Raw genomic sequence first — 17,191 nt, forward strand, 5'->3', positions numbered from 1 at the left:
TTATGGTACAATAGAAACTATGGCAAGTATAACACTCACACCAAGCGAAAAGGAGATTCAGGCTTTTCTTGAACACTATCAAACCAGTCTGGCTCCCAGCAAGAATCCCTATATCCGCTACTTTTTGAGACTACCTCAAGCAACGGTTTCTATCTATACTTCTGGAAAGGTCTTGCTTCAGGGTGAAGGAGCTGAGAAATACGCCAGTTTCTTTGGCTATCAAGTTGTAGAGGAAAACAGCGGACAAAATTTCCCTTTGATTGGGACGGATGAGGTTGGAAATGGTTCCTACTTTGGTGGGCTTGCAGTTGTGGCTTCCTTTGTCACACCTGACCAGCATGCCTTCTTGCGAAAACTCGGTGTGGGGGATTCTAAAACTCTGACCGATCAAAAGATCCGTCAGATTGCCCCTATCCTCAAAGAAAAAATCCAGCACCAGGCACTGCTTCTCTCACCAAGCAAGTACAACGAGGTCATCGGAGACCGCTACAACGCTGTTTCGGTTAAGGTAGCCCTCCATAATCAGGCTATCTATCTCCTCCTTCAAAAAGGCGTTCAACCTGAGAAAATTGTGATTGATGCCTTTACCAGTGCTAAAAATTATGACAAGTACTTGGCGCAAGAGACCAATCGTTTCAGTAATCCTATCAGCTTAGAAGAAAAGGCTGAGGGCAAATACTTGGCTGTCGCAGTTTCTTCTATCATTGCGCGTGATCTCTTTCTGGAAAATCTTGAAAATCTGGGACGAGAACTGGGCTATCAACTTCCAAGTGGAGCTGGAACGGCTTCTGATAAGGTGGCTAGCCAGATTTTACAAGCCTATGGTATGCAGGGACTCAATTTCTGCGCCAAACTGCACTTTAAAAATACTGAAAAAGCGAAAAAATGCTTAGAAAGGTAAGTTATGAATTCATTTAAAAATTTCCTAAAAGAGTGGGGATTGTTCCTCCTGATTCTGTCATTACTAGCTTTGAGCCGTATCTTTTTTTGGAGCAATGTCCGCGTAGAAGGACATTCCATGGATCCTACCCTAGCGGATGGTGAAATCCTCTTTGTCGTTAAGCATCTCCCTATTGACCGTTTTGATATCGTGGTGGCCCATGAGGAAGATGGCAATAAGGACATTGTCAAGCGTGTCATCGGAATGCCTGGCGACACCATCCGTTACGAAAACGATAAACTTTACATCAATGACAAAGAGACAGATGAACCTTACCTAGCTGATTACATCAAACGCTTTAAGGATGACAAACTCCAAAGCACTTACTCAGGCAAGGGCTTTGAAGGAAATAAAGGAACTTTCTTTAGAAGTATCGCTCAAAAAGCCCAAGCCTTCACAGTCGATGTCAACTACAATACCAACTTTAGCTTTACAGTTCCAGAAGGAGAATACCTTCTCCTCGGAGACGACCGCTTGGTTTCGAGCGACAGCCGTCATGTAGGTACCTTTAAAGCAAAAGATATCACAGGGGAAGCTAAATTCCGCTTCTGGCCAATCACCCGTATCGGAACATTTTAAGAAATCGAAGAGGCCGAGAATCAAGAATCTCAGCCTCTTCTTCTATCGTGAGAAGTGATTGTTTATTGACTATAATAAAAACACCCCCAACTCTCACCTATTCATACAAAGGAATTTTATGGAAGTTTATTTTTCAGGAACCATTGAACGGATTATTTTTGAAAATCCCAGCAATTTTTATCGCATCCTCCTCCTAGAAATCGAAGATACGGACGCAGAGGATTTTGATGACTTTGAAATCATTGTCACGGGCACCATGGCTGATGTGATTGAGGGAGAAGACTATACTTTTTGGGGACAAATTGTCCAGCACTCCAAGTACGGGGAACAACTGCAAATCAGCCGATATGAACGCGCAAAACCAACTAGTAAGGGCTTGGTCAAGTACTTTTCAAGTAGCCATTTCAAGGGAATTGGTCTCAAGACAGCTCAGAAAATTGTGGACACCTATGGCGACAATACCATTGACGAAATTCTGCAACACCCAGAAAAGTTAGAAGGCATCGCAGGACTCTCTGCCAAAAATCGCGAGGCTTTCGTCTCCACTCTCCGTCTCAACTACGGAACGGAGATGGTTTTGGCTAAACTAGCCAACTACGGCATTCCCAATAAATTAGCCTTCCAGATTCAAGATTTTTACAAGGAAGAAACCCTTGATGTGGTTGAAAATTATCCCTACCAGCTGGTCGAGGATATCAAGGGTTTAGGCTTTACTATTGCTGACCAATTAGCGGAGGAACTAGGCATCGAAAGTCAGGCTCCTGAGCGCTTCCGTGCCGGTCTGGTTCATAGTCTTTTTCAGGCCTGTATGGAAACAGGGGACACCTATGTTGAAGCACGGGATTTGCTAGAACAAACCCTTACTCTCCTTGAGTCTTCTCGTCCCGTGGAACTGGATCCCAGCCAAGTAGCTCAAGAGCTCTCCTACCTCATCGAAGAAGACAAGGTTCAGCAGATTGATACCAAAATCTTTGATAATAGTCTCTTTTTCGCTGAGGAAGGCATCCGCAGTCACTTGGTTCGTATCCTTGAAAAAGGAAAACAGAAGAATCATGATTTAGAAACCATTCAAAAACATATCGCTACTGTCGAAGAAGATCTGGAGATTGAGTATGATAGCATTCAAAAACAAGCTATCTGTGACGCTATCCAGAACAAGGTCTTTATCCTAACAGGTGGACCTGGTACTGGTAAGACAACTGTGATCAATGGTATCATCGCTGTTTACGCCCTTTTAGAAGGACTCGACCTCAGGAAAAAAAGCAATCTGCCGATTCTTCTTGCTGCTCCAACTGGACGAGCAGCTCGCCGCATGAATGAATTGACAGGTTTGCCTAGCGCGACCATACACCGACATTTAGGAATGACAGGTGACGATGATACCAGTCATCTGGAAGATTATCTGGATGCTGACTTTATCATCGTGGATGAATTTTCTATGGTGGATACTTGGCTGGCCAATCAACTCTTCTCCAACATCTCTTCTAACAGTAAAATCCTCATCGTAGGCGACAGCGACCAGTTGCCTTCTGTCAGTCCTGGACAGGTTCTAGCGGATCTGCTTCATATTCCTTTGATTCCTCAGACTCGCTTGGAAAAAATTTATCGACAAAACGAAGAATCAACCATCGTCACCCTAGCTAGTCAGATTCGACAGGGTATCTTTCCAGCTGATTTCACCCAGAAAAAAGCAGACCGTTCCTACTTTGAAATTGCTAGTGGCCATATTCCTGCTACCATTGAAAAGATCTTAGGCGCTGCCCTCAGAAGTGGCATTCCTGCCCGTGATATCCAAGTTCTGGCTCCCATGTACCGAGGGACTGCAGGAATTGATGCCATCAACCAGCTCATGCAAGACCTGCTCAATCCACCACAAAAAGACCAACTTAGTTTTGAAGCTCCCCAGTGCCACTATCGTAAGGGTGACAAGGTCATTCATTTGGTCAACGATGCTGAAATCAATGTCTTTAATGGAGATTTAGGAGCCATCACAGACCTGATTCCTGGTAAATACACCGAGTCGAAACAAGATGAGATTGTCATTGATTTTGATGGCAACGAGGTCTCTTACCCACGTAACGAATGGTACAAGATTCGCCTGGCCTATGCCATGAGTATCCATAAGTCCCAGGGAAGTGAGTTCCCTGTTGTTATCCTACCTATCACCAGTGCTAGTAGGCGTATGCTGGAGCGCAATCTCATCTATACAGCCATTACACGCGCCAAAAGCAAGCTTATCTTACTAGGCGAATTACAGGCCTTTGATTATGCTACCCAACATATCGGAACTGCCCGAAAAACCTATCTGATTGAACGCTTCAGTGATTTATTGGAGAATGTTGAAGAAAAGCAACCAGCTGTCTCTGAAACAGTAACATCAAGTACCTCTGGACAATCCTACATCCTGACAGAAGAAAACTGGGACAGCATCCCAGCCATGATTGGAATTACAGACGCAGACCTCAAAGAGATTTTTGGAAAATAGTGCACAAGAAAACCCACCAATTCAGGTGGGTTTTTTGTTTATTAATACTCAATGAAAATCAAAGAGCAAACTAGGAAGCTAGCCGCAAGCTGTACTTGAGTACGGTAAGGCGACGCTGACGTGGTTTGAAGAGATTTTCGAAGAGTATGAGATTATTTAACTGTTGCTGTGCTTGTAATCAACTCAACAGCTTTTTTGATTGTGATATCGTGTTTCAACATATCAGCTGAAAGCAAGCTTTGTACTTGTGCAACTTCCATGTTGTAGTCTGTAGCCAATTGCTCGATTTCTTTTTGGATTTCTTCTTCTGAAGCATCAAATCCTTCAGCTTTGGCAACTGCTTCAATAACAAGGTTAGTCTTAGTACGTGACTCAGCTTCTGCTTGGTATTGATTGTGAAGGTCTTCTTGAGTAGTTCCAGTGATTTGGAAGTACATGTCAGGGTTGATACCTTGACGTTGCAAGTTTCCAAGGAATTCGTTTACTGAGCGGTGAACTTCTTCGTGAATCATTTCTTCTGGAAGTTCTACGATTTCAGCGTTTTCTACAGCTTTATCGATTGCTGCACCTTCTACTGCATCTTTGTAAGCTTCTTCTTTAGCAGCAGCCAATTCCTTGCGGTATTTTTCTTTCAATTCAGCAAGTGTTTCAACTTCTTCGTCGATGTCTTTTGCAAGCTCATCGTCAAGAGCTGGAACTTCTTTAGCTTTTACTTCGTGGATAGTTGTTACGAATTTAGCTTCTTTACCTGCAAGGTCTTCTGCTTGGTAGTCTTCTGGGAATGTTACGATAACATCAACAGTTTCACCAGCTGAGTGACCTACCAATTGGTCTTCGAAACCTGGGATGAATTGACCTGAACCAAGTCCAAGTGAGAAGTTTTCACCTTTTCCGCCATCAAATTCAACACCGTCAATAGAACCAACGAAGTCGATGACAACAGTGTCGCCGTTTTCAGCAGCAGCTTCTTTGATAACCAATTCAGCCAAGTTGTTGCGTTCGCGTTCGATACGCTCTTCAACGTCAGCGTCAGTTACTTCTTTTTCTACATCAACTGATACTTCAAGGTTTTTGTAGTCACCCAATTTTACTTCAGGTTTTGTAACAACTTCAGCAGTGATAACCCAGTCTTGACCTTTTTCCATTGAAGTGACGTCAATTTTTGGTTGAGCAACGACTTCAAGACCAGCTTCTTTTACAGCTGCTTCATAAGCATTTGGCAAAAGAGCGTTCATAACGTCTTGGTAAAGTGACTCTTCACCAAATTTTTTGTCGAAGATAGGGCGTGGAAGGTGACCTTTACGGAAACCTGGAACATTAAGAGATTTCTTCACTGAGTTGAAGACACGGTCCAATTCTGGTTTGATTTGGTCTTGAGAGATAGTGAAAGTCAAGACACCACGGTTTGTTTCTTTGTTTTCAAATGATACAGACATTCTGTCATTTCTCCTTAAAATTTTTTAAATACAGTCTATTATAACATAAATGGGCGACTTTTTTCAAGTAATGAATGCGCTCTTCAATCACTCTAGAGGTACTTGCTTGCTTCTTTGATACTAAGGTCAGCCATTCTTTCCTTGTTTTTCTCAATGAAGCCTGCTACCCAAGTTGGATTGGTTTTGGAGTAGTCTCTTAGAGCCCAACCAATGGCTTTATTGATAAAGAATTCTGTTTGGTTCAAATTATGAAGCAGAATCTTTTCCATTAATTGAATATTGGTCTTCTCTTTTCTTAACAGCTGGTGGTCAATAGCGACACGTCTCAGCCAGATATTATCTGATAGGCTCCATTTTAAGATTATTTCTTCTAGTTCAGGGTGGTCATACACCAAACTCCCTACTACTCGATCTAGGATATCTACGGTATCCCACCAGGATTTTGTGACGACTAACCGCTCAAGCTTAGGTAAATCGTTCTCCGTTAGATAAGACTGCATTGCTTTCAAATAATTAGCAGCCACATATTGGTATTCTCTAGGCTCCTTTCTCCAGCAAGTATCTACAAAATTCCAGTCTATAATCTTTGTTTTTTTCGCTTTTGGAAAGTATTTTTTATAGAGTGCATTTCTTTCAGGAGCCGCTATACCTAGGAAGAAAAACTGATGGCGCATATAGGCTTCCATGGGCCCTGCCTTTTTTGAATCTTTTGCTGCTTCTAGCTCAACAAGTAAATCTGTTAGACTCATCTAAAACTCCTCACGCCCCACCAAGTGGTGCTGAAAGGCATAGACTGCAGCCTGGGTACGATCGCTGACCTCAAGTTTGGCTAGGATATTGGACACATGGGTCTTGACCGTCTTGAGAGAGATAAAAAGTTCATCTGCGATACGCTGATTTTCGTAGCCCTTGGCGATGAGTTGGAGAACATCTCGCTCACGCGCAGTCAAGTCCTCATGTAGTTCTATGTGATTGCGGTGGTATTCGACCTTCTTGCTGACCTCTTGCTCAATGGCCAACTCGCCAGCAGCCACCTTACGAACAGCATGGAGTAGTTCGTCTGCACTAGAAGTCTTGAGCATATATCCCCTAGCACCAGCATTCAAGACTGGCATGATTTTTTCATTATCTAGATAAGAAGTCACAATCAAAATCTTGGCTTCAGGCCATTCTTTGAGGATAGCCAAGGTCGCATCAATCCCATTCATCTCAGGCATGACGATATCCATGACAATGACATCCGGACGCAATTCCAAGGCTAAGTCAATGCCTTGAGATCCGTTGGACGCCTCACCCACAACTTCTACATCATCTTGGAGGTCAAAGTAGCTTTTCAAGCCCAATCGAACCATTTCATGGTCATCTACTAGTAAAATTTTCATCTTTACTCCTTTATCATTCCTTATCGAGGAGGGGTATACGGATATCAACTGCCAGCCCTTGCTTGGGAGCTGTTAATAACTGAACTGTCCCTGCCATATCTTCAACCCGCTCCTTGATATTGCGGAGTCCATAACTCAAGTCGTCTAAACTCCCTAACTGGAAACCAATCCCATTATCCACCACCTTCAGTTGCAATTCAAAATCTGTCTGATAGAGATAGACATCCAAACAAGAGGCCTGGGCATGGCGAAGGGTATTGCTGATCAACTCTTGCAGGATACGGAAGATATGCTCCTCGATTTTCTTAGGCAATTTCGTTACATTTTGCTTAAGACTAACTCTGAGATCACTCCTGTCCTCAAGCTCTTTTAAGAGGATTTGGATTCCCTCAACCAGACTCTTCTGTTCCAGTTCAACTGGTCGCAAATGCAAGAGCAAGACCCGTAAATCCTTCTGGGCTGTTTCTAAAATAGCTGTGACGCTCTGCAACTGGATCTGCATCTTTTCTCTTTCCAATTTCAAAGCCTGCTGACTGATACCCGATAAAATCATGTGGGCCGCAAACAACTCCTGACTGACTGTATCGTGCAAATCCCGAGCAATCCGCTTCCGTTCTTTCTCGATGATTTCCTCTTCCTGAGCAAGGCTGTGATTTTCAGCCTTTTGAAGAGCTTCTGTCAAAAGATTAAGTTTACCTGACAAGGACTTGAAACTGGCATCCAAATCTGGATCTGCAGCCTGAACCACTTCTTGCCCTGCCAACAAACGCTTGAGATTAGCCTGCATTTTTCTTAGGGAAAGCTCTTCAACTCCTCGCCAAAACATGGCTAAAAGACAGGTCATGGACATGCTGAATACCAACAACAAAAAGACAAATTTTTCTGTTTTTTCGACATCTTGCATAAAGATAGACCAGTCAAAATCAAGGATTTCCAACAAGCTGTGAGATAGAAATAAGACAAATAGGACAGAGGTGAGGGCAATGATTATATAAGCTTGTTTTTTCATCCTCTGACCACCTCCACATCGCCAATCATAGTGGTCAAGAGAATCTTGACGCTCTTGTTACTCTTGAGATAATCTCTCGTTTCCTGATGATAGTGTTCATTGCGGAGAGCACGCTTGGGCTGATTGAAAAAAGTCAAATCCCCATAGAGACAGTTAACACTGAGACTAACTTCCACATCAACAGGCACAATGATTTTGGTCGTTCCTACTATCTTTCTGAGGATAATAACATTATCATGATTGGTTAGAATCACCCTCTCCAGATGAATGGTGTCTTTACCCATAAGACGAAAGAGATTGATATCATCAAACTGGCAAGTCTGATAACTTGAAAAATGATGGAGATTCCCAAACCAACGATTTTTTTCCTTCTTAACCGTTACCACCTCTTCAAAAACTAAATTTGTTTGCTCTTTTTCCTGGTTCATCATCGGATAAAGAAGAAAGAGGCTGTATATAACCGCAACAAAAATAGCTAGAATCACAAAAGGATTGAGCATAACGATGAAAAAGAAGAGAATGCTTGCCACTACCAACAGAAGGTTATTTCCCTCTTTACCAGTGTAATAGCGAATCAAAAGTAAAAAGAGGAATAGAATCAGCAGAAAACGCGAAAAATGCTCTGAAACCATCAACATCAGAGCTCCCGTCAACAGACAGGCTTCGATAAATAAAAAGATTTTAAATTTTCTCATAGGTTCATCCTCTCCTTTCTATTTTATCACAATTCAAAAAAGCCACCTCGGTCTGAAGATGGAAAAAAGGCGGTGGTTACGCCTTTTTCATCTGATCCTTTGCTTCTTTTAATTTTCCATAAAGAATGTAATCTACGCTTTGCAAACCTGCTATGGTAGCACAATTAAGAGCACACATGATTAAGCGTAAATCCGCTTTCCAGCCTTGGATAATATCAATCACTTCTTCGACTGAATAGGTTTCAACCAATTCCAGAACGGTTCGTGACAGCCCTACAGCCTTTGCGCCAAAGACCAAACACTTAATCATATCCAGCGGATTGCGAACACCTCCGCTAACCAAAAGTTCGACCTTATCTTTCCAGTCTTGGGCATTGAGAAGGGCTTGCATGGTAGACTGGCCCCATTGATTGAGATAATCACGCTGACCACTGCGACGGTTTTCAATATAGGCAAAGCTGGTACCACCACGACCTGATAGATCCACTGTACGAACACCCAATTCATAGGCTCTTTCGATGGTCTTCACATCCATTCCAAAGCCCACTTCCTTGAGGACAATCGGAACGGGGATTTGCTTACTATAGTCTGCCAGATTCGATTGCCAGCATCTGAACTTCCTTTCTCCCTCAGGCATGAGTAATTCCTGCATGACATTGACATGCACTTGCAGGAGAAGAGGGGTCATCTCATCTACAGTCTGAAGACCTAATTCGACAGGCTTGTCCAATCCAATATTGGTTCCAAGGAGGAGATTTGGATGACTAGACTTGACAGAAAAAGAGTCATCTGTTGAATCTTTGAGGGCTGCGCTATAAGATCCCGTCACAAACAAAATCCCACAGGCGTCCGCCACCTGAGCTAGTTTTTGATTGATTTCTTTACCTTTTTCACTCCCACCCGTCATGGCATTGATATAGAAAGGAAAATCCCACTTTCGACCAGCAAACTCTGTCGACAGATCGATTTCATCCAGGTCGTAAAGAGGCAAGGAAGAATGAATCAACTCCACCTCATCAAAGCTGTTGTAGGAACTTTTCTGCTCAAGGGCATAGCGGATGTGCTCATCCTTACGATTTGTCGTCATGTCCCATCCTTTCTTGGTATAAGAGCTCAATCCCCAGATCGGCCCAACGGTTTTTTAGGGTTTCAGTTGATTGCTCATCAAAACTCAAGGCAATACCACAATCACCACCACCAGCGCCGCTACTCTTGGCAACAGCCTGCAAATCTTGACTGGCTTCTTTCAACTGTCTAAGTGAAGGTGTGTAAATATCTGCACTCAAGCTTTCTAAGAGCTTACTGGCTCCTTCTACTTGCTCGATAATTATTTCTGATTCCCCCTGCTCCAAGGCTTCTACCAAAGAAACCACCGTTTCTTTTGAGGAACTTAAAAAATTCTGATTGATATTTTGCTTGATTTGTTGAACCATGTGACTCGATACAGCCACTTCCTTGGTCCATCCCACTAAGAAATCACATTCTAGGGCTGGTCGCACTTGTGAAATTGAAAATCCCCAATCACGTTCCAAAACTGTCGCCAAATTTTCTTCTTTCAACCAATCTGCTACCTTTTGGCGATCAAATGACTGGTAGAGAACCAAATCCTCTGCCACAATACAGGCAATGTCCCCCATAGAACCATTGTCTCCGCGCTTAAGCAAGACAGCACTGGCCAGCTTGAACAAGAGATCCTGATCAACCGAAAGATTATATAGAGCTAGCAGAGCCTTGATGACCAAGACAACGACGCTACCGCTAGAACCTAAACCAAACTTTTTCCCTTCTCTTTCCATTTTTCCTCGGATTTCCAAAGAAAAAGGTCGCAAGGTCTGCCCACGATTGGCGAGGAAATCTTCCACTAAAGCAATCGTTTCTTGAATCAAGCTATAGTCAGGATTTGGTGTCAAATCCACTGCAAAATCAAACAGATCCGAATAGATACGATAACTATCAGAAAAAGCAATCTCTCCCTTCATATAGATAGGAATGGCCTTTATCAAGGCCAACTGCCCTGGCTCTAAAATAGCATATTCACCTGCCCAATAGAGTTTTCCGCAAGTTTTAACAGCAATCATCTTGACTCAAATCCTTTGTTTTTGACACAATCAAGCGATAACGTTGACCGAAGATTTCTGATAAATGCTCCAAGTCTTTCTCTTGACAGAGAACCTTGACATTGGGACCAGCATCCATAGTAAAGTAGCAGGCTTCCCCTTGCTCACGAAGCTGGCGGACAAAGTCCATTGCTTCATAGCTTGCATCCGTCAGATAAGAAAAGGCTGGTGATGCTGTTTTGGTCGTAGCGTGCATAGCCAGGGCATTTTTCTCCGTTAATTCCCCAACCTTAGCAAAGTCGTTCTCTTTGAGATAAACCAGCATATCCTGATAATCCTTCTCAGACTGACGCACCCAGTCATCAAAGGTCGTCGAGGTTTCCACACAAAGTTTCATCCCGTCACGGCTAGAGATTGGTTTTTTCTTATCCTCTAGCACCAACATAATCATAGCTAGTTTCAAGTCTGTCTCTACAAGGTAAATTTCCCCGCTATCCTTGTCCCAGGCACCTAGCGGTCCATAAAAACTCCGAGAGGAAGAACCTGAGGCAAACTTAGCCTCCTGTGCCAACTGACTTCTATCCAAGCCAAGCTTGAAATAAGCATTGCAAGCCTTAACTAAGGCGGATAAACCACTAGAACTTGAAGACAAGCCCGCTGCGGTAGGCATATTGTTTTGAGTATCAATACGAACAAAGCCATCACCATCTGGACGGTAGCGGTCAATAATCTTGCTCATCTTGGCATGCTCAACCTCATTTTGTAACTGACCATTGATATAAAATGCATCAGCAGTCGCATCCGTTGGTAAAGGCGACAAGGTCGTCTCCGTATACATATTTTCCAAGGTCAGAGAGATACTGCTAGTAGCAGGCACCATCTCTTTTTCTTTTTTCTTTCCCCAATATTTGATAATAGCAATATTTGCGTAGGAACGTACTGTTACAGGCTCTCTATCCATATCTGAACAGCTCCTTTCTCTTCTAATCTTTCTGCTAGTTCTTGTGCGTGTGGCAAATTGGGTGCCAAGGCTATGATACAGCCTCCAAGCCCACCACCGCTCATCTTGGCACCCAGAGCTCCATGTTTAAGAGCCGTTTCAACCAAAGAATCTGCCTCAGGACTACTAACACCAATTTCTTTTAAATGCAAATGCGCTTGACTAAGGATTTGTCCCAGCCCTTCAGCATCTTTTCGTGAAATCGCTTCTTCTGCCTGCCGAGTTAATTCTCCCAAGGCATGCAAAAACGGTAAGGCATCCTTGCCCTTGCTTTGAACCACTTGGATGGCTTCACGAGTGTGACCATAAACGCCCGTATCTGCAATCACTAAATAGGCTGATAGATCCATCTCAAGCTCTGTAAATCCTACATTCTTAATAAAGCGAATAGGTTGGTCACTAAGACAGGTCTTAGCATCCAAACCACTAGGATTCATATGTGCAATCATCTCCGCCCGATTGACCAATATTTCTAGTACATCATGAGGCAGTTCTGCTTGATAGTAATCAAAAACCGCACGAATGGCCGCTATGCTGATAGCTGCTGACGAACCCATTCCCCGTTTTTCAGGGATATCCGAGTCAATCTCACAACGAATGCAGGCTTCTTTGATATTCAAATACTCCAGAGAAGCATAAACTGCCATGGACAAGGTATCCTCCTCATAGAGGCGCCAAGGACTTTCTGCAGGAACTACTTTACAAGTCACCTCCACCTCCAAAAGAGGCAAGGAAATAGCAGGATAGCCGTAAACGACCGCATGCTCCCCTATTAAAATAATCTTACTATGTGCCTGACCGACACCAACCTTTTTTGTCATGTTATCCTTTTACTAGACGAAAAAGCCGTCTCATTTTTTCATACAAGTGTTTATTCTTTCCTATCTATTTTATTATATTTTCACAAAAAAAGCGATTGTTTCCTTCACAATCGCCTCTTTCATTATTGAATCCATTCGCCATTATAGTTGACAGAATAGCCATCTACAGTGGTATTCACTGCTAAAGCACCTGAGCTATAAGCATAGTACCATTTGCCATTGACCTGGAACCAGCCAGTTGCCATAGTTCCTGATGAACGGAGATAGTACCACTTGTTACCGAGGTATTGCCAGCCAATTTTCATATCACCATTTGACTGGTCTAAATAATACCAAGTTGAGCCTTCTTGATACCAGCCAATTGCCATTGCACCTGATGAACGGAAGTAGTACCACTTATTGCCAAGTTGTTTCCAACCAGTTTGCATTGTAGCAGTTATTGGATCTAGATAGTACCAAGTTGAGTTATCATTGGTCCAACCACGCACTAGCTCCCCAACCGTCAAACTGTCGATACGAGCATCAAAGCCACTATCCTTCTGTAAATAATACCAATGTCCTTCGTCAGAAATCCAACCAGTTTTTAAAGTATGATAACTACGTTGATCTTCAAAATAATAGACTCGTTTCTCTGCTGAACTATCATATTGTTCCCCATGATGTTTGTTGGTATTTGTAGCAGTTTTTGCCTCTAAAACTTGCTTGCCAACAAATTCTTGAAGAACCCCATCTTGGTTAAAGTAGTACCATTGTGGCATTGGCATAGATTCTAATCTTAAACCATTTGGGTAAGGACCAATTGTACTACCTTTAGATGGAAACGGGATATATTGCCAGCCGACAACCATTTCTCCTGATACATGATCAAAATAATAGGTCTTGCCATCAATCACTCGCCAAGCCTTTTCTTTGATTTCACCCTTCTTGTAGTAAGTTCTACCATTTTCTTGGACAAATTTCCAACCTTCTAAATCAGCATCATCCGCCAATACTGCACTTGTTGCTAACAAACCGAAGAAAAAGACTGCTAATGCAATTTGCATCAATTTTTTTATTATTTTCATTAGACCTATCCTCCATAGCTGATTGTAGCAAATGCAAAATCGTATGTCAATATATAAAAAAACTCATATAAAAAGCAGTTACATAACTGCAACTGCTTTTCTATTCTTGCATGGTGTAACCGACACCACGAACGGTTTTAATGTAACTTTTTTGACCTTTTACATCAAGCTTGCTACGTAGATAACGGATATAGACATCCACGATATTGGTTTCGGTCGCACTTTCATACTTCCAGACACTTTCCAACAACTGCTCACGAGTCAGAACTTTCTTGCTTCCCATAAGAGTGGCCAAAAGGTCATACTCACGACGAGTCAGAGCAATCATTTCCTCGCCACGATAAACGGTATGATGCTCTACATCCATACGCAGATTACGGTAAGACGTTGGAACCTTCATCTGACTACAGTGTTGGTCGATGAAGTCCCTACCTCGGAAAATCGCTGAAATACGAGCTACCAGATTGTCAATAATAACCGGCTTATAGATGTAAGAAACGGCAAAGCGTTGGATTGTCTCAATCTGATCTTGCAATTCTTCGCGATGGTCCAAGACCATAATCACTGAGGCTGGCTTAGTCCGACTCAGCTTGTCTGCAAAATCCTGGGCTGTCATATCCCCCAGACGAGCATTCAATAAAATCAAGTCATAGTCTGTCTGAAGAGCCATGGAGAGGGCTTTTTGCCCCTCCTCAACCTGATCAACTCGGTATTGCTCTTTTTGGAGTTCCAAACTTAAAAAATGAGCTAGATTTCGTTCTTTCTCAAGTAATAAAATCCGTTTCCCCATGGCAGACCTACTTATTTTTCGTCATACCAAGAGTAGTGGAATGTTCCTTCTTTGTCTTTACGTTGGTAAGTGTGGGCACCAAAGTAGTCACGTTGCGCTTGGATCAAGTTAGCTGGAAGGTCAGCTGAACGGTAGCTATCAAAGTAAGTAATAGCTGCTGAGAAAGTTGGCACTGGCACACCAGCTTGAACAGCAAGAGCTACGATATCACGCACTGCTTGTTGGTACTTAGCAGTAACATCCAAGAAGTACTCATCCAAAAGAAGGTTGGCAAGATCTGCATCACGGTTGTAAGCATCTGTAATCTTTTGCAAGAAACGAGAACGGATGATACAGCCATCACGCCAGATAGATGCGATGTCTGCAAATGGCAAGTTCCAGTTATTTTCTTTAGAAGCTACACGCAATTGAGCAAAACCTTGTGCGTATGAAATGATTTTTGAGAAGTAAAGGGCTTGACGGATCTTTTCAATCAACTCAGCCTTGTCTCCTTCAAATTTGAAGGCAGCTGGTTTTGGAAGAACCTTGCTAGCATGTACACGTTCTTCTTTGTAAGTTGAAATGTAACGTGCAAATACTGACTCAGTGATGAGTGACAATGGCACACCAAGGTCAAGTGATGATTGGCTAGTCCATTTACCAGTTCCCTTGTTACCTGCGGCATCAAGGATGTAGTCTACGATTGGTCCATCTTGACCTTCATCGTCTTTACGGCTCAAGATATCAGCTGTGATTTCGATCAAGTAGCTGTCCAATTCACCCTTGTTCCACTCAGTAAAGATTTCAGCCATATCTTCTGCTGAAAGGCCTAGCAAGTGTTGCATCAAGTCATAACTTTCTGCGATCAATTGCATATCACCATACTCGATACCGTTGTGAACCATTTTCACATAGTGACCAGCTCCATCAGGACCGATATAAGTCACACATGGTTTGCCATCTTCTGGTGCTTTAGCTGAGATTTCTTCAAGAACATCCGCAACCAATTCGTAGGCCTCTTTTTGTCCACCAGGCATGATAGAAGGACCTTCTAGGGCACCTTTTTCACCACCAGAAACCCCAGTACCGATAAAGTTGATACCTGAGTTTGCCAATTCTTCATTACGACGGATGGTATCTTTGTAGAAAGTGTTTCCTCCGTCGATCAAGATATCACCCTTGTCAAGGTGTGGAAGAAGGGCTTGAATTGTAGCATCTGTACCAGGTCCAGCTTGAACCATGAGCATGATACGACGAGGTTTTTCGATTGAGTTTACAAAACTTTCAACGTCATAGCTTGGTACAAAGTTCTTTTCAGGATGGCAAGCAATTACATCTTCAGTTTTTTCTTTACTACGGTTGTAAATAGCAACTGTGTAACCACGAGATTCAATATTAAGGGCAAGGTTACGACCCATTACGGCCATACCAACAACACCAAAGTTAGCTTTTGTCATTTGACACTCCTCTTGTTTAATTTGTTTTATTTTATCATTTTTACTTTTGAAAAGAAAGAATTTTGTAACGACTGCTTAGTAGTCCAAGTCATCCGCATGTCCAGAACCATTTCCAACAAAGTATCCTGTCTTACAGTTAAGGGTAAAGAGATAGGTTCCATCTGGCTTGTAGAGGTTGTAATAACCATTGCCATTAACGATATTAACACGTTCAAGGATATATTGGTTACCAGTGATATAACCACGTGAACGTGAAGTCGCTAGAATTTGTTCTAAGACACCATCCGCGAAATCCCAGGCAGAATTATTGCTATCATCAATAGCAGACTGGTTATAAGAAACACGACTCGCACTTCTTTGAACAGCAACTCCTGCACTTGATACACCCATATTGACTTCACTGCGGGTACTTCTAGTTTCAGTTGATGCAGTATTTGAGCTACTTGGACTTGTCTCACTAGCAGTATTTTCGCTTGCTTGACTAGAGCTTGAGCTGCTAGTTTCACTTGAACTTGAGCTTGAAGCACTTGTTTGCTGGCTCTTACCAAGGCTGATAGCCTTATCTAGAACTTTATCAAGCTCCGTATTTCCAGTTTTAATATCTGTAAATTTAGCATCTGATTTAGCTTTAGCGTTAGTATCCAAGACACCATCCATAATAGCTGGTTTCTCAAATTGAGCATTGACATCTTGAATGGCCTTGATTTGAGTTGCTAGGCTATCATACTTAGATTTTGCAAGCGTATATTCACGACTACCTTCTAGCTTATCAAGCAAGGTTTTCAGTTGACTCAGTTTATCAAACTGGCTATTCTTCAAAGCCGTTTTGTTGCTATCTGTATAGAAGGCATCATATAAATTATTGAATTCTTCCGCATCTGACTGCGTATTTGTAGTTGATTGAGAAGTTTGGATTTCCTTGGTCGAACGAGCCACTTGACGATAAACATAATAACCAGTTCCAAGGATAAGAACCACTAAGGCTGCTAGAATACCGTAAAGCACCCATTTCTTCTTACTTTTTCCATCTTCACTATCTGTGACTCGAGAACGCGTGAGAGCCTCTTCCGTTCCAACTAATGGTACCTCTTCCTTCTCAAATTCTTCGACAAGAGGAGCTTCTGAAACTCGTGTTAATTCTAAATCATCAAACTGACGCAATTCATCTTCTGGAGCTGGAGAAGTTACTCCTGTTTCCTCACGAAGCTCTTGAAGCAAATTATCCAGAGTCTGAGTCTCCTCTACCTCTTCTTTTTCAACTAAATCATCCTTGCTAAACTGACGTGTTTCAAACTTATCTGCCTCAATTTCATCTTTATGTTGTTTCACATACTTGTCCAAGATAGAATCTCCAGGCAACACACCTGCTTCCACCTCTTCATTTTTTCGCATGGCTTCTCCAACCGTTAGCTCTTTGGCATCATCAAAATCAAATTGCGCTTCTTTATGTTCTGTTTTATGACGATTCCGTCTTTTCTTACTCATGAGTTTTCCTTC

The 17,191-nt window shown here is 42.5% G+C and carries 16 protein-coding genes; 3 read left to right on the forward strand and 13 right to left on the reverse strand.

Annotation, left to right across the window (positions count from 1 at the left end):
• The first annotated feature begins 19 nt into the window (after positions 1 to 19).
• The 3 genes from rnhC (at position 20) to recD2 (ending at position 4,004) form a co-directional block, all read left to right on the forward strand.
• Complete coding sequence (gene rnhC, locus TZ91_RS07660) at positions 20 to 901, forward strand: ribonuclease HIII (RefSeq protein ID WP_033686453.1); 882 nt, start codon at positions 20 to 22, stop codon at positions 899 to 901.
• A 3-nt stretch (positions 902 to 904) separates the two neighbouring features.
• Positions 905 to 1,519 (forward strand): signal peptidase I, encoded by a 615-nt coding sequence (gene lepB / locus TZ91_RS07665; RefSeq protein ID WP_001083986.1) that lies wholly within the window; start codon positions 905 to 907, stop codon positions 1,517 to 1,519.
• Between the two features lie 118 nt (positions 1,520 to 1,637).
• Positions 1,638 to 4,004 (forward strand): SF1B family DNA helicase RecD2, encoded by a 2,367-nt coding sequence (gene recD2 / locus TZ91_RS07670; protein WP_033686452.1) that lies wholly within the window; start codon positions 1,638 to 1,640, stop codon positions 4,002 to 4,004.
• A 152-nt stretch (positions 4,005 to 4,156) separates the two neighbouring features.
• On the opposite strand, the gene tig is transcribed toward recD2, so the two are convergent.
• From tig to mapZ, 13 genes are all read right to left on the reverse strand, one after another.
• On the reverse strand, positions 4,157 to 5,440 hold the full coding sequence (tig, locus tag TZ91_RS07680; protein WP_033686450.1) for a trigger factor: 1,284 nt from the start codon (positions 5,438 to 5,440) through the stop codon (positions 4,157 to 4,159).
• A gap of 92 nt (positions 5,441 to 5,532) precedes the next feature.
• A complete protein-coding gene (locus TZ91_RS07685) occupies positions 5,533 to 6,189 on the reverse strand; it encodes a DNA alkylation repair protein (protein WP_033686449.1) in 657 nt (218 codons plus the stop codon).
• Positions 6,190 to 6,822 carry a response regulator transcription factor gene (locus tag TZ91_RS07690; RefSeq protein ID WP_033686448.1) on the reverse strand — a complete coding sequence of 211 codons (633 nt, stop codon included), beginning with the start codon at positions 6,820 to 6,822 and terminating at the stop codon, positions 6,190 to 6,192.
• A gap of 13 nt (positions 6,823 to 6,835) precedes the next feature.
• Positions 6,836 to 7,831: an envelope stress sensor histidine kinase LiaS gene (locus TZ91_RS07695; protein ID WP_033686447.1), complete on the reverse strand. Its 996-nt coding sequence runs from the start codon at positions 7,829 to 7,831 to the stop codon at positions 6,836 to 6,838.
• Positions 7,828 to 8,526 carry a cell wall-active antibiotics response protein LiaF gene (gene liaF / locus TZ91_RS07700; RefSeq protein ID WP_033686446.1) on the reverse strand — a complete coding sequence of 233 codons (699 nt, stop codon included), beginning with the start codon at positions 8,524 to 8,526 and terminating at the stop codon, positions 7,828 to 7,830. Before liaF ends, TZ91_RS07695 begins: the two co-directional genes overlap by 4 nt.
• Before the next feature lie 76 nt (positions 8,527 to 8,602).
• Positions 8,603 to 9,613, reverse strand: coding sequence for a type 2 isopentenyl-diphosphate Delta-isomerase (gene fni / locus TZ91_RS07705; RefSeq protein ID WP_033686443.1), 1,011 nt, complete (start codon positions 9,611 to 9,613; stop codon positions 8,603 to 8,605).
• Positions 9,597 to 10,604 carry a phosphomevalonate kinase gene (locus tag TZ91_RS07710; protein WP_033686442.1) on the reverse strand — a complete coding sequence of 336 codons (1,008 nt, stop codon included), beginning with the start codon at positions 10,602 to 10,604 and terminating at the stop codon, positions 9,597 to 9,599. Before TZ91_RS07710 ends, fni begins: the two co-directional genes overlap by 17 nt.
• The gene (gene mvaD / locus TZ91_RS07715) at positions 10,591 to 11,544 is read right to left on the reverse strand and encodes a diphosphomevalonate decarboxylase (RefSeq protein WP_033686440.1); all 954 of its coding nucleotides are present in this window, start codon (positions 11,542 to 11,544) and stop codon (positions 10,591 to 10,593) included. Before mvaD ends, TZ91_RS07710 begins: the two co-directional genes overlap by 14 nt.
• Positions 11,526 to 12,404 (reverse strand): mevalonate kinase, encoded by an 879-nt coding sequence (gene mvk / locus TZ91_RS07720; RefSeq protein ID WP_045597520.1) that lies wholly within the window; start codon positions 12,402 to 12,404, stop codon positions 11,526 to 11,528. The genes mvaD and mvk overlap by 19 nt, the downstream gene beginning before the upstream one ends.
• 122 nt (positions 12,405 to 12,526) lie before the next feature.
• A complete protein-coding gene (locus TZ91_RS07725; RefSeq protein ID WP_033686438.1) occupies positions 12,527 to 13,468 on the reverse strand; it encodes a PspC-like choline-binding domain-containing protein in 942 nt (313 codons plus the stop codon).
• A 100-nt stretch (positions 13,469 to 13,568) separates the two neighbouring features.
• Positions 13,569 to 14,258, reverse strand: a complete 690-nt coding sequence (locus tag TZ91_RS07730) for a response regulator transcription factor (protein WP_033686437.1) — start codon at positions 14,256 to 14,258, stop codon at positions 13,569 to 13,571.
• Positions 14,259 to 14,269: 11 nt separating this feature from the next.
• The gene (gndA, locus tag TZ91_RS07735; RefSeq protein ID WP_000158778.1) at positions 14,270 to 15,694 is read right to left on the reverse strand and encodes an NADP-dependent phosphogluconate dehydrogenase; all 1,425 of its coding nucleotides are present in this window, start codon (positions 15,692 to 15,694) and stop codon (positions 14,270 to 14,272) included.
• A gap of 75 nt (positions 15,695 to 15,769) precedes the next feature.
• Positions 15,770 to 17,179: a cell division site-positioning protein MapZ gene (gene mapZ, locus TZ91_RS07740; protein WP_020903408.1), complete on the reverse strand. Its 1,410-nt coding sequence runs from the start codon at positions 17,177 to 17,179 to the stop codon at positions 15,770 to 15,772.
• Positions 17,180 to 17,191: the final 12 nt, after the last annotated feature.

Source organism: Streptococcus mitis (assembly GCF_000960025.1).
Taxonomy (GTDB): Bacteria; Bacillota; Bacilli; order Lactobacillales; family Streptococcaceae; genus Streptococcus; species Streptococcus mitis_DH.

Bases quoted from the DNA above. Each gene is read 5' to 3' on its own strand.
- rnhC (WP_033686453.1), top strand. From the start codon at position 20: ATGGCAAGTATAACACTCACACCAAGCGAAAAGGAGATTCAGGCTTTT.
- lepB (WP_001083986.1), top strand. From the start codon at position 905: ATGAATTCATTTAAAAATTTCCTAAAAGAGTGGGGATTGTTCCTCCTG.
- recD2 (WP_033686452.1), top strand. From the start codon at position 1,638: ATGGAAGTTTATTTTTCAGGAACCATTGAACGGATTATTTTTGAAAAT.
- tig (WP_033686450.1), bottom strand. From the start codon at position 5,440: ATGTCTGTATCATTTGAAAACAAAGAAACAAACCGTGGTGTCTTGACT.
- TZ91_RS07685 (WP_033686449.1), bottom strand. From the start codon at position 6,189: ATGAGTCTAACAGATTTACTTGTTGAGCTAGAAGCAGCAAAAGATTCA.
- TZ91_RS07690 (WP_033686448.1), bottom strand. From the start codon at position 6,822: ATGAAAATTTTACTAGTAGATGACCATGAAATGGTTCGATTGGGCTTG.
- TZ91_RS07695 (WP_033686447.1), bottom strand. From the start codon at position 7,831: ATGAAAAAACAAGCTTATATAATCATTGCCCTCACCTCTGTCCTATTT.
- liaF (WP_033686446.1), bottom strand. From the start codon at position 8,526: ATGAGAAAATTTAAAATCTTTTTATTTATCGAAGCCTGTCTGTTGACG.
- fni (WP_033686443.1), bottom strand. From the start codon at position 9,613: ATGACGACAAATCGTAAGGATGAGCACATCCGCTATGCCCTTGAGCAG.
- TZ91_RS07710 (WP_033686442.1), bottom strand. From the start codon at position 10,604: ATGATTGCTGTTAAAACTTGCGGAAAACTCTATTGGGCAGGTGAATAT.
- mvaD (WP_033686440.1), bottom strand. From the start codon at position 11,544: ATGGATAGAGAGCCTGTAACAGTACGTTCCTACGCAAATATTGCTATT.
- mvk (WP_045597520.1), bottom strand. From the start codon at position 12,404: ATGACAAAAAAGGTTGGTGTCGGTCAGGCACATAGTAAGATTATTTTA.
- TZ91_RS07725 (WP_033686438.1), bottom strand. From the start codon at position 13,468: ATGAAAATAATAAAAAAATTGATGCAAATTGCATTAGCAGTCTTTTTC.
- TZ91_RS07730 (WP_033686437.1), bottom strand. From the start codon at position 14,258: ATGGGGAAACGGATTTTATTACTTGAGAAAGAACGAAATCTAGCTCAT.
- gndA (WP_000158778.1), bottom strand. From the start codon at position 15,694: ATGACAAAAGCTAACTTTGGTGTTGTTGGTATGGCCGTAATGGGTCGT.
- mapZ (WP_020903408.1), bottom strand. From the start codon at position 17,179: ATGAGTAAGAAAAGACGGAATCGTCATAAAACAGAACATAAAGAAGCG.